Origin of the sequence: Leucobacter celer subsp. astrifaciens (genome assembly GCF_001273835.1) — a bacterium.
Classification (GTDB): Bacteria; Actinomycetota; Actinomycetes; order Actinomycetales; family Microbacteriaceae; genus Leucobacter; species Leucobacter celer.
The window spans coordinates 357,201-368,472 of the sequence record NZ_JHEI01000133.1 but is presented as its reverse complement, the minus strand read 5'-3'; the positions used below and the strand labels follow the sequence as shown (position 1 = coordinate 368,472).

12 protein-coding genes are annotated in these 11,272 nt (G+C 69.3%); 6 read left to right on the top strand and 6 right to left on the bottom strand.

The window, feature by feature from the left end; genetic code table 11:
- Positions 1 to 150 precede the first annotated feature (150 nt).
- Positions 151 to 1,374, top strand: coding sequence for an exodeoxyribonuclease VII large subunit (gene xseA / locus AMS65_RS04075; RefSeq protein WP_053382870.1), 1,224 nt, complete (start codon positions 151 to 153; stop codon positions 1,372 to 1,374).
- A 7-nt stretch (positions 1,375 to 1,381) separates the two neighbouring features.
- Here xseA and AMS65_RS04070 read toward each other — a convergent pair whose 3' ends face one another.
- From AMS65_RS04070 to AMS65_RS04045, 6 genes are all read right to left on the bottom strand, one after another.
- Positions 1,382 to 1,741 carry a hypothetical protein gene (locus AMS65_RS04070; protein ID WP_053382869.1) on the bottom strand — a complete coding sequence of 120 codons (360 nt, stop codon included), beginning with the start codon at positions 1,739 to 1,741 and terminating at the stop codon, positions 1,382 to 1,384.
- A gap of 59 nt (positions 1,742 to 1,800) precedes the next feature.
- Positions 1,801 to 2,547: an SDR family NAD(P)-dependent oxidoreductase gene (locus AMS65_RS04065; protein ID WP_053382868.1), complete on the bottom strand. Its 747-nt coding sequence runs from the start codon at positions 2,545 to 2,547 to the stop codon at positions 1,801 to 1,803.
- Between the two features lie 62 nt (positions 2,548 to 2,609).
- Positions 2,610 to 3,392: an SDR family NAD(P)-dependent oxidoreductase gene (locus AMS65_RS04060; RefSeq protein WP_053382867.1), complete on the bottom strand. Its 783-nt coding sequence runs from the start codon at positions 3,390 to 3,392 to the stop codon at positions 2,610 to 2,612.
- Entirely contained in the window at positions 3,389 to 4,735 is a 1,347-nt protein-coding gene (locus AMS65_RS04055; RefSeq protein ID WP_053382866.1) for an MFS transporter, read from the bottom strand. Before AMS65_RS04055 ends, AMS65_RS04060 begins: the two co-directional genes overlap by 4 nt.
- A 28-nt stretch (positions 4,736 to 4,763) precedes the next feature.
- Positions 4,764 to 5,645, bottom strand: coding sequence for a polysaccharide deacetylase family protein (locus tag AMS65_RS04050; RefSeq protein ID WP_053382865.1), 882 nt, complete (start codon positions 5,643 to 5,645; stop codon positions 4,764 to 4,766).
- 81 nt (positions 5,646 to 5,726) lie between these two features.
- On the bottom strand, positions 5,727 to 6,695 hold the full coding sequence (locus AMS65_RS04045) for an asparaginase (protein ID WP_053382864.1): 969 nt from the start codon (positions 6,693 to 6,695) through the stop codon (positions 5,727 to 5,729).
- 290 nt (positions 6,696 to 6,985) lie between these two features.
- Here AMS65_RS04045 and AMS65_RS04040 point away from each other — a divergent pair, with 290 nt between their 5' ends.
- From AMS65_RS04040 to AMS65_RS04020, 5 genes are all read left to right on the top strand, one after another.
- On the top strand, positions 6,986 to 7,984 hold the full coding sequence (locus tag AMS65_RS04040; RefSeq protein ID WP_053382863.1) for a LacI family DNA-binding transcriptional regulator: 999 nt from the start codon (positions 6,986 to 6,988) through the stop codon (positions 7,982 to 7,984).
- Between the two features lie 138 nt (positions 7,985 to 8,122).
- Positions 8,123 to 8,368, top strand: a complete 246-nt coding sequence (locus AMS65_RS04035) for an exodeoxyribonuclease VII small subunit (RefSeq protein WP_053382862.1) — start codon at positions 8,123 to 8,125, stop codon at positions 8,366 to 8,368.
- 3 nt (positions 8,369 to 8,371) lie between these two features.
- A complete protein-coding gene (locus AMS65_RS04030; protein WP_053382861.1) occupies positions 8,372 to 9,052 on the top strand; it encodes a DUF4245 family protein in 681 nt (226 codons plus the stop codon).
- The gene (locus AMS65_RS04025) at positions 9,052 to 9,726 is read left to right on the top strand and encodes a carbonic anhydrase (RefSeq protein WP_053382860.1); all 675 of its coding nucleotides are present in this window, start codon (positions 9,052 to 9,054) and stop codon (positions 9,724 to 9,726) included. Before AMS65_RS04030 ends, AMS65_RS04025 begins: the two co-directional genes overlap by 1 nt.
- A gap of 110 nt (positions 9,727 to 9,836) precedes the next feature.
- Complete coding sequence (locus tag AMS65_RS04020) at positions 9,837 to 11,243, top strand: class II fumarate hydratase (RefSeq protein WP_075200826.1); 1,407 nt, start codon at positions 9,837 to 9,839, stop codon at positions 11,241 to 11,243.
- The last annotated feature ends 29 nt before the right edge of the window (positions 11,244 to 11,272 follow it).

The window sequence follows — 11,272 nt, the reverse complement described above, 5'->3', positions numbered from 1 at the left end:
GCTAGCCCCCTGAAACCGCCCGCCGCGAGGCAGCAACTACTGACGCGCGAATGACACGAATGGCCGCCGTGCCCGCGCCGAGCGCCCAGGCGCGTCGCCCGGATCAAGCGAAGAGCGGCGGGGTCGGTGGCCGCAGATAGGGTGGGGTGCATGGCAGAGGCAGGATCCACCACCCCCGCGACGCGCGAGGCGCCCTGGCCCGTCGGCCTGATGAGCGAGAAGATCGCCGCCTGGATCGACCGCCTGGGGCAGGTCTGGATCGAGGGCGAGATCACCCAGTGGCAGCTGCGCGGCGGCCACGTCTACGGCAAGCTCAAGGACCTGGGACAGGACGCGACGGTGAGCTTCACCGTGTGGCGCTCGGTGGCGCAGCGCCTCACGAGCGACTTCGCGCAGGGCGACCGCGTGATCGCGCTGGTCAAGCCGAACTTCTGGGTGAAGGGCGGATCGCTCACCGTGCAGGTGTTCGAGCTCTCGCACGTCGGCCTCGGCGAGCTGCTGGAGCGGCTGGAGCGGCTGCGGCGCCAGCTCCAGGCGGAGGGCCTGTTCGACCCCAGCCGCAAGCGCGCCCTCCCCTTCCTGCCCGGCCTCATCGGGCTCGTCACCGGCCGCGACTCCGACGCCGAGAAGGATGTGATCCGCAACGCCACCCTGCGCTGGCCGGGGGTGCGGTTCAAGATCCACTACGCGGCGGTGCAGGGCGACCGCGCTGCGGCCGAGGTGGCCGCAGGCATCGAGGCGCTGGATCGCGACCCCGAGGTCGAGGTGATCGTCGTGGCGCGCGGCGGCGGCGACTTCCAGAACCTGCTGCCGTTCAGCGACGAGCGCGTGGTGCGTGCGGCGGCGAGCGCGACGACCCCGCTGGTGAGCGCGATCGGGCACGAGGCGGATCGTCCGCTGCTCGACGAGGTGGCGGATCTGCGCGCGTCGACGCCCACCGACGCCGCCAAGCGCGTGGTGCCCGACGTGGGCGAGGAACTGGCGGGCATCGATCAGGCGCGGGCCCGCATGAGCGGACGCCTGGGCCAGCTGCTCGCACACGAGACCGACCGCATCGCGCAGCTGCGCGGACGCCCCGCGATCGCGATGCCCGAGCGCATCGTGGACGAGCGCGCGGAAGAACTGGTGCGCTGGATCGCGCGCGGCACGGAACTCGCGGATCGGGCGATCGAGGATCGCACCCGCTCCCTCGCCGAGACCCGCGCCCGCCTCGCCGCGCTGTCGCCCAGGGCCACGCTCGAGCGCGGCTACGCGATCGCGCAGCTGGCGGACGGCGCTGTGCTGCGCGATCCGTCGGACGCCCCCGAAGGCACAGCGATCCGCGTCGCCCTCGCAGGGGGCCGGATCGCCGCGACCTCGAACGGAGCGGCGTAGTCGGGCGTCAGACCGGGGCTGCCGGAGAGTGCGCTCGGGTCTCGCCCCGGGTTCGGGATAGCGCCGCAGCTGCGGCTCCGACGACCAAGTCCGCCACCTCATCTGCCGGACACCACTGGCGCAGCCGAGCGAGGGCCCTGAGATCAATGTAGGGACCGCAGCGCTCCACGACCTCCTCGAACGAGTTCGCGACCGTCAGCCCACCGGTCGGAAGCCTCACCGACCAGCCGTCCCCGAATACGGCGACTTGGATGCGGTCGCCCGTGAGGCTCTGCAGCAGACGGCCGGCCCGCGCCGTCGCACCCCGTACTCCGAGGAACACCGTCGCCTCGCTCAGCGACGCGCCGCCGGGACATGCTCCGCACATCTCTCACTCCTTTTCCACGGACGGTGGGGCCGCCCCGAATCGGTCGACCCCACCGCCGGTCACGGCATGACGTCGCCGCTGTTCGGGCCGAGCGTCTGCCCGGTATACAGGTCGCCGCCCGGCGATGAGGCGAGCAGCAACGCCGTCGGCGCGACTTCCTCGGGGGTGCCGAAGCGCCCGATCGGCAGTTCGTCGCGCTTCCTGCGCTTCCACTCGTCGGAGAGTCCGCCGATCAGCGGCGTCTCGATCGGCCCGGGAGCGATGGTGTTCACCAGGATTCCATGGGGCGCGAGCTCGAGCGCCAAGGCCTTTCCGAGACCGATCACTCCCGCCTTGGCGGAGACGTAATGGGCCAGCCCGGTTCCTCCCTTGATGCCGAGCTGGGAGCCGACGTTGATGATCCGACCTCCCCCGCGTGCAATCAGGTGCGGCACGGCGTAGCGCGCGGTGTTGAACGAGCCGGTCAGGTCCACCGCAATCGTCCGGTCCCAGACCTCGGGCGTCATTTCGATCACCGGGGTCTCGTCCAGAATCCCGGCGCTGTTGACGACGATGTCGATACCGCCGTGCTCGAACGCGATCCCATTCGTCACCGTCTCGACGGCTGCCGCGTCGGCCACGTCGGCCACGTGCGTGCTCACCGGCGCGCCGTCCGCGCAGGCCCGCCTCGTCGCCTCGAGACTGCTCTCGGTGCGCCCCACGAGTGCGACGGTGGCGCCCTCCTCGTGGAACAGCTCGGCAATCGCCGCCCCGATCCCGCTTCCCGCTCCGTAGACGACTGCGATCTTGCCTGCGAGCTGCTTCATGTCCTGTTCCTCCGTGCTGTCTGTTCGACGATTCGTCCGGCTACTCGGCCGCCCGATCCCGGTCAACTCGGCCACCGCACCGTCAGGCCGCCGTCGACGATGATCTGCTGACCGGTGACGTATGCGGAGTCGTCCGAGGTCAAGAAGCGGATCACGCGTGCGGCCTCGTCGACGTTGCCGACCCGCCCCCAAGGGATGATCCGCCCCGCTGCCTCGAGCCCCTCCTTACCCAGCGAGTTACGACCGTCGAGCGACTGCGGGCTCTCGATGAGCCCTGGGATCACTGCGTTCACACGGATCCTGCGCGGAGCCAGCTCGACGGCAAGCGATCGGCACAATCCCAGCAGACCCGACTTCGCAGCCGCGTAGTGGCTGTGCTCCTCCCATCCGTAGACACCACCGGCGATCGAGGAGGTCGCTACCATGGCACCTGCACTGGTCATGCGGGCGGCGCAGCTGCGGAACGTGCGGAGCACACCGGCCAGGTCTACCTGCAGCATGTCATCCCAGGCTTCGTCGGTCATCTCGCCGAGCGACTGGCGACGAAGAATGCCCGCTGCGGCCACGGCGACGTCGAGGCGTCCGAACTCGTCGATCGCGGCCTGCGCGAGCGTCTCGTTCCCCTCAGTGCTGCGCACGTCCATCTCGACGGCGACGCATCTGCCGCCCTCCGCCTCGACGAGCGCAATCGTCTCGTCGGCACCGTACGGGTCCCCCGGTAACACCCCGATCACGCTGTCTGCGCCGGCTCTCGCGTATGCCGCTGCAAGTGCCTGGCCGATCCCGCTCGCGCCGCCGGTGATGACCGCGACTCTCCCCGCCAGTCCGTCGTCACGTGTCCTCATGAGCCCGCACCCGCCTTGTCGGCGACCTTGCGGGTGAAGATCATCGCGATGCCCGAGAGCAGCATGAACAGCGACCCGGTGAGTGCTGCCGCAACACCCACGGTCACGCCGGCGCTCAGCATCACGGCGAGCAGGGCCGAACCGACGATGCCGCCGACGGGCGCCATGACGTGCGCCACGTTGGTGCCCATACCCCGCACGTGAGCCGGGAACGACTCGCCCATGTAGTAGAGCAGTGCGGCGTAAGGCCCGGTGAGGAAGAACAGCGTCAAGGCGTACATAGGATAGATGAACCAGGCTTCTCCTGGCCCGGTCAGCATCAGCAGGCTGACGACGCCGCCGATGCTCCAACCGAGGATCACGGTCAGACGGCGACCGATCTTGTCGCCGATCCACCCGTGGAAGACGTATCCCACGAACCCCACGCCGTTCGCGAGCACCAGCACGATGAGCGCGTTGTCGAAGGAGATGCCCTTCGCTTCGACGAGCACGGTGGTGCCGAGCACCGAGAAGATCTGGATGCTGACCCAGTTGGTCAGCCACGCGAGCGCGAGCGCGATCGTGTGCAGGCGCAGCCCGGGCCGGAACACCTCTCGGAGGCCGCCCCGGTGGCCGGCGGACTCCTCGAGCTCATGCTCCGCCGCCAGGGCCTTCGCGCCCTCGAGGTCGCCGGCCTCGCGACGGCGGCGCACCTCCTTGATCGCGGCGAAGGTGGGCGACTCCGGCAGGCGCGAAGCCAGGAACACGACGACGAGCGACAGCAGCGCGGCGACGACGAAGCTCCAGCGCCAACCGATCACCGGCAGCAGGAGTGCCGAGAGCCCTGCTGCTACGAGGGCGCCCACGGGCCAGCCGCCCTGCACGAGCGCGTACATGAGACCGCGGTTCTTGACCTTCCTGTAGATCTCGTTGAGGTAGACGGCGTTGACGACCTCCTCCGACATCGAGAAGCCCGAGAAGGCGCGGATGATGATCATGCTCGCGGCGCCGGCCGCGAGCCCGGTGAGGCCGGATGCCACGGCGCCGCCGAGCATGAGCAGGATCAGGCCGCGCTTGCGTCCGAGACGGTCGAGGATCGCACCGATGAACAGCGACACGACGAACACGCCGATCGTCGCATAAGTGTTGACCGCCGCCATCTCCGCGGTCGACCAGCCGAAGTCCTCGGCGATGACCGGCAGCAGCGTGCCGAACAGGGTGTAGTCGTAGACGGAGGCGACCCACGCGATGAAGCAGACGATCGATACCTTCGTGATCGTCGCCTTCGTGATGGGCACGTTCCAGGGTTCGACGCGGCCGTCCGAGGCGGCTCTCGTCGGGGAACTGCTTGACGTCGTAGTCATGGTCGGTGTTCCTTTCGGGGGTCGGGGGTCAGGGGCGGGGGAATCGGGCCGCGAAATCGCGGGCCACGTCCTCCATGAACATGAATTCCACGCCGTCGTGCGCCGACATGTGGTCGATCAGCCGCTCGAGCATGAGCAGGGTCTGCGGGCGTCCGCTCACGTCGGGGTGGATGGTGAGCGGGAAGACCGCGTAGTCCATCTCGCGGTAAACCCAGTCGAACTGGTCCCGCCAGAGCGTTTCGACGTCGCGCGGGTTCACGAACCCGTGACTGTTGGCGCTCCCCTTGATGAACATCATCGGGGGCAGGTCATCGAGGTACCAGCTCGCGGGGATCTCGATGAGGTCTGTCTCCTCGCCGCGCTCCAACGGCTTCATCCACTCCTTCGCGGAATCCGCCTCGTAGTCGATCTTGGTCCAGCTGTCACCGACGCGCACGTAGTAGGGGGTGTGGTCGTTGTGCATCAGGGAGTGGTCGTAGAGGAATCCGCGCTCGAGGAGGATCTCGTTGGTCACCTTGGAGAACTCCCACCAGGGTGCGACGTAGCCCACGGGGCGCTTCCCAGTGCGGGTCTCGAAGAGTTCAATGCAGTAGTCGAGCACCTCGGTCTCCTGCTCGCGCGTCATCGCGATCGGGTTCTCGTGGCTGTATCCGTGCACGCCGACCTCGTGACCGGCTGCGACGGTGGCCTCGAACTGCGCCGGGAACGTCTCGATCGAGTGGCCCGGCCAGAACCAGGTGACTGGGATCTGCCGGTCCTGTGCCAGCTTCAGGAGACGGGGCACCCCGACTTCTCCCGCGAACAGACCCCGAGAGATGTCTCCGGGCGAGTCCTGTCCGCCATACGAGCCGAGCCAGCCGCCGACAGCATCGACGTCGATACCGATGGACACCATGATCTTCTTCGACATTGCAGTACTCCTTTGTCTCACTGAGGTGGGTATTCGTGTTCGGGTGGAATGAGGATCCGCGCTTCGCGCAGCCGGGGCGCTCTACGAGGCGTGGCGGGCGAACCGTTCGGGGAACGGGCTCCGATCTGGTCCGGGATCCGTCGCGAGCAGGACCGCCGCGAGGATCCGGGCCTGCGGGGGGCTGAGCTCCCCCGCGGAGATCGCACCCGCGCGTACGAGGTCGACGCCGCCGCCGTTGCCGTAGATCGGAGTGACCGGCCCGTCGAAGGTGCGACTTGCCAGGATCACCGGCGTGCCGCTCGCGGTGGCCTCGGCCACGCTCTCGGCGAAGCCGGGGCCGGCGTTGCCTGCGCCGGTGCCGACGAGCACCACGGCGTCGGCACGCGCCGCCGCCGCGGCGAAGAGCATCGTGTCCGCTCCCGGATAGCTCATCACCATGTCCACGACGACGAGGTCGAGCCGCTCGTCGGGTTGCAGCACGATCGGTTCCGGCCGTGCGCTCGCGTGCAGGGAGACGCCGTCGCCGCTGCGGCGTGCCAGCAGCACGCCGCCCCGGAAGGGCTGGGGGTGCGTGCTGTGCATCTTCCGCGTCCCGCGCGCGGAGTGCAGTTCTCCCCCGAAGGCGATTCCGACCCCAGCGCCTCGGAGCAGGGGGCTGCGCGCGAACTCGACCGCGTCCCGGAGGTTCCGGTGCCCGTCGGGCGAGGGCTGGTCGGCGGCGAACTGCGCTCCCGTGAACACGATCGGGGCCGCACCCCGGTGGGAGAGCGCGGCGAGATAGGCGGTCTCCTCGATGGTGTCGGTCCCGTGCGTCACCACGACGCCGGCGACGTCGTCCTCCGCGGCCGCGGAGATCGCAGCCGTCGCAATGGTCCGCATCTGTCCGAGTGTGAGGCGGTAGCTGCCGATCGTCATGACGTCCCGAACGTCGGTCCCGATGTCCAGCGTGGAGGCGATATCCGCGATGGAGAGGGTGGCGGTCGCGCCGGCGCCGCCTCGCTCTCGCGAGGCGATGGTGCCGCCTGTCCCCAGGACTACGATCTTGGCCACGAATGACGCTCCTTTGAGTGATCCGGTCGAACCTTTCGATATGTATTGTGCACGACACAAACGATTGCCGCAAACGATTGCTTAAATTCGTCGTGCGATTCCGCGCTTGCCCGGCCTCCCCGAATGCGTCGGATACGATCGGATGACCAGCGGCCGGTGCACGGCACCGGGTCAGGCGCGCCGCGCCCGGGGGCCGACGGATCGAGGCCCGGCATGCCTGACCCGGGCGGCGGAGTCCGAGCCGCTATCATTCAGAGACCACCGCCCCACCACAGAACGAGGCTCCCGCTGTGTCCGCTCATCGGCCCGTCACGTTGAAGGCTCTCGCCCAGGAGCTCGGCTTGAACCCGTCGACGGTCTCGCGCGTGCTGAAGGATCCCGCAGGAGGGTGGGCCTCCCCCGAGACCGCGACGCGCATTGTCGCGCTCGCCGACCGTCTCGGCTACCGGCGCAACCCCCATGCCGCGTCCCTGCGCACCGCGCGGTCGAATCTGGTCGGCGTCATCGTGCCCCGCCTCCAGGATTTCGTCCTGGCCACGATCTACGAGGGCATCGACGAAGCCGCGGACGAACTCGGCTACCTCACGATGGTCTCGAACTCCCTCGACGATGCGGATGCCCGGCGCACCAAGACCGAACGATTGCTCGAACAGCGGGTGGACGGCCTCATCTTCGGAGACGCCCGATTCGACCAGCGCGAGCTCTTCGACGAACTCGCCGATCGGGGCTTTCCTCATCTGCTCGTCAGCCGACGCCTACCCGGGCATATCTCGGTCACGTGCGACGACCGCGCCGGTGGCCGCCTGATGGCGGAGCACCTGCTCGCATCCGGGCGCCGCAGTTTCGGGGTGATCGCGGGCAAGCAGGGCACGTCGACGTCGCTGGACCGCACCGAGGGGTTCGTCCAGGCATTGCGCGATCACGGGATCGCACCGGACGCGATCCGCGTGGCCCACGGCGGTTTCGACACGGGCGCCGGCCGCGACACCGCCGAGAAGCTCCTGGAGGACTCGGCTCCCGAGGCCGTCTTCGCCACCAACGACTTCGCGGCGATCGGAGCGCTCGGGGCGCTACAGGCGCGGGGCCTCCGGGTGCCCGACGATGTGGCGCTGTGCGGCTACAACGACACCCCGCTCGGAGCCGGGGTGAACCTCACCAGCATCCGCTCCCCCATGCACGAGATGGGCAGGCGGGGCTTCCAACTCCTGTTCCAGCTCCTGGGCGGCGCGAGTCCCGAGAGCGAGCAGCTGGCGCCGGAGCTGATCATCAGAGCGAGCACCTCCGGCTGAGACAAGGGCTCACGCCGGGGCCGGATCGCCGCGACCTCGAACGGAGCGGCGTAGACAGCACGGCGTGCGCAGCGCTGGACCACCGGCGGCATCGCCGCCGCGGGGAACTCCGCAGCGTCGCCGGGTAGACTGGGGCGCATGAGTGCCGAGACACCAGCAGACGTCACCGCGCTGAGCTATGAGGAGGCGCGCGACGAGCTCGTGCAGGTGGTGAGCCGGCTCGAGCAGGGCGGCACCACGCTCGAGGAGTCGCTGCAGCTCTGGGAGCGGGGCGAGGCGCTCGCGGCCCGCTGCGAGGAGTGGCTGATCGGAGCCAGGCAGCGCCTGGAGGCGGCGCGTCAGGGCGCGGGCGATCCGTCGACCGAGAGCGGAGCCGACGCGTAGACCATGGCGAAGAAGCAGAAGCCACCGGCCGTCGTCGCGGAGCTGGGGCGGCCCGAGACCGCGGCTGAGACCGCAGCTCGCAAGGCGCACGACAGCCGGATGTACCGTCAGCGCAAGACCGTCAACAATCTCGTCTTCTCGCTGCTCGTGAGTCTCGGGCTCGTGCTCGTGATCTTCCTCGTGGTGCCGCGCGGCACGGGCGGCTTCGCGGAGCACTCCGTCGACGCGCAGCAGCTCGCCGCCGAGGCCGCTCCGAGCGCGGGGCGCGACCTCGCGGCTCCCGAGGTGCCCGAGAGCTGGAAGGCCAAGTGGGCGGGTCTGCGTCAGAGCGGCGGCGTCACCTGGTGGCAGATCAACTACACGACGGTCGACGAGGCCACCGGCTACGAGTCCTACGCGGCGGTCGCTCAGGCCTTCACCGCGGACGGCTCCCCCGTCGGCGACGCCTGGATCTCCCAGCAGCTCGAGCAGCAGCGGCCCACCGGCGCCGAGCAGCTGGGCGGCATCGACTGGGTCGTCTACGACCACCCCGATCGCGACCCCGAGCGGAGCAATATGATCTTCGGACTGCAGGGCGAGTGGGAGAACGACACGATCCTCGTCTACGGAACAGACACCCCGGCAACCCTCCGCGTGCTGGCGACGGAGGTCGCCGACTCGCTCACCGCATCGAAGGAGCAGTGATGACCGCGCCCCGCGTCACTCCGCAGCAGGCCTGGAACGCTTTCGCCGCCGGCAACGAACGATTCGTCTCGGGCACGTCGGCTCACCCCAATCAGGACGTCGAGCGACGATCCGAGCTCATCAATTCCCAGACGCCCGACGTCGCGCTGTTCGGATGCTCGGATTCGCGCCTCGCCGCGGAGATCATCTTCGACTGCGGGCTCGGGGATCTCTTCATCGCCCGCAACATGGGGCACGTGGTCGCCGAATCGATCACGGCCTCGATGGAGTACGCCGTCACGGCCCTGGGCTCCGCACTCATCGTGGTGCTCGCGCACGACTCCTGCGGTGCGGTCGCCGCTGCCATCGATCAGTCGAGCCGCACCCCGTCCGAGACCACCGCGTCCGTGCGGCACACCCTCGCTCCCATCCAGCCTGCCGTGCAGCAGCTCTGGCTGCGCGACAACACCGACACGCCCTATGCCGACGCCGCCAGAATCGATGCGAACGCCGTGGGCCGCATCCACCTCGCGTCCACGGTCAACGAGCTGCTGCGCACCTCGCGCGTGATCAGCGACGCCGTCGACGCGGGCAGGCTCGCGGTGGTCGGCTGCCAGTACCGGCTCACCGAAGGACGGGCCGTGCCCTACACGGTGGTCGGCCCCGTCGAGCTCGAGCTCGCGCCGCTCGACTGACGCACGTTCCAGATCTCGGCCCCTGAGCCTGTCGAAGGGTCCGACACCGATCCCAGCCCCCTTCGACAGGCTCAGGGGGCGCCCCCACCAGCAAAGGAAGCACAAGCACCGTGAGCGAAGACATCGAGTACCGCATCGAGCACGACACCATGGGAGAGGTTCGCGTCCCCAAGAACGCCCTCTACGCCGCCCAGACCCAGCGCGCCGTCGAGAACTTCCCCATCTCGGGGACGGGCCTCGAGCCCGCGCAGATCGTGGCGCTCGCGCGCATCAAGCGCGCCGCAGCGATCGCGAACAAGGAGCTCGGGATCCTCGACGCCCCCATCGCCGATGCCATCGTCGCGGCGGCCGACGAGATCATCGCCGGTGCGCACCACGATCAGTTCCCGGTCGACACCTACCAGACCGGTTCCGGTACCTCTTCGAACATGAACACGAACGAGGTGCTCGCCACTCTCGCCACGAAGCACCTCGGGGCCCCCGTGCACCCGAACGACCACGTCAACGCCTCGCAGTCGTCGAACGACGTGTTCCCCACCTCGGTGCACATCGCCGTCACCGGCGCGCTCATCGAGCAGCTGAAACCCGCGCTCGAGCACCTCGCCGAGGCGTTCGAGGCGAAGGCCGAGCTGTGGAAGACCGCCGTCAAGTCGGGCCGCACGCACCTCATGGACGCGACCCCCGTCACCCTCGGCCAGGAGTTCGGCGGCTTCGCCGCGCAGATCCGCTACGGTATCGAGCGCGTCGAGGCGGCACTCCCCCGCGTCGCCGAGGTGCCCCAGGGCGGCACCGCCGTCGGCACGGGCATCAACACCCCGCTCGGCTTCCCCGAGAAGGTCATCGCGGAGATCGCGGCATCGAGCGGCCTGCCCATCACCGAGGCCCGCAACCACTTCGAGGCGCAGGCCAACCGCGACGGCCTGGTGGAGGCGTCGGGCGCGCTGCGCACCATCGCGGTCTCGCTGACCAAGATCAACAACGACATCCGCTGGATGGGCTCGGGCCCCAACACGGGTCTCGCCGAGCTGCACATCCCCGACCTGCAGCCGGGCTCGTCGATCATGCCGGGCAAGGTCAACCCCGTCGTGCCGGAGGCCGTGCTCATGGTCTGCGCCCGTGTGATCGGCAACGACGCGACCATCGCCTGGGCCGGCGCCTCGGGTTCGTTCGAGCTCAACGTGCAGATCCCCGTCATGGGCACCGCGCTGCTCGAATCGATCCGCCTGCTCGCCAACGCGTCCGTCGTGCTCGCCGACAAGACCGTCGCCGGCCTCGAGGCGAACCTCGACCGCGCCGCTGCGCTGGCCGGCATGAGCCCCTCGACCGTCACCCCCCTCAACCGCCTCATCGGCTACGAGGCGGCCGCGAAGATCGCCAAGCACTCGGTCGCCAAGGGCATCACCGTGCGCGAGGCCGTCGTGGATCTCGGCTACGTGGAGCGCGGCGAGGTGACCGAGGCCGACCTCGATCAGGCTCTCGACCTGCTGTCGATGACCCACCCGGGCGTCGCCAAGTAGCCTCGACGGCGGAGCCGCAGTCGCTTTCC

What these genes read in the sequence shown, in the direction of transcription:
- xseA (WP_053382870.1), top strand. Translation starts at nt 151, where the DNA reads ATGGCAGAGGCAGGATCCACCACCCCCGCGACGCGCGAGGCGCCCTGG.
- AMS65_RS04070 (WP_053382869.1), bottom strand. Translation starts at nt 1,741, where the DNA reads ATGTGCGGAGCATGTCCCGGCGGCGCGTCGCTGAGCGAGGCGACGGTG.
- AMS65_RS04065 (WP_053382868.1), bottom strand. Translation starts at nt 2,547, where the DNA reads ATGAAGCAGCTCGCAGGCAAGATCGCAGTCGTCTACGGAGCGGGAAGC.
- AMS65_RS04060 (WP_053382867.1), bottom strand. Translation starts at nt 3,392, where the DNA reads ATGAGGACACGTGACGACGGACTGGCGGGGAGAGTCGCGGTCATCACC.
- AMS65_RS04055 (WP_053382866.1), bottom strand. Translation starts at nt 4,735, where the DNA reads ATGACTACGACGTCAAGCAGTTCCCCGACGAGAGCCGCCTCGGACGGC.
- AMS65_RS04050 (WP_053382865.1), bottom strand. Translation starts at nt 5,645, where the DNA reads ATGTCGAAGAAGATCATGGTGTCCATCGGTATCGACGTCGATGCTGTC.
- AMS65_RS04035 (WP_053382862.1), top strand. Translation starts at nt 8,123, where the DNA reads ATGAGTGCCGAGACACCAGCAGACGTCACCGCGCTGAGCTATGAGGAG.
- AMS65_RS04030 (WP_053382861.1), top strand. Translation starts at nt 8,372, where the DNA reads ATGGCGAAGAAGCAGAAGCCACCGGCCGTCGTCGCGGAGCTGGGGCGG.
- AMS65_RS04025 (WP_053382860.1), top strand. Translation starts at nt 9,052, where the DNA reads ATGACCGCGCCCCGCGTCACTCCGCAGCAGGCCTGGAACGCTTTCGCC.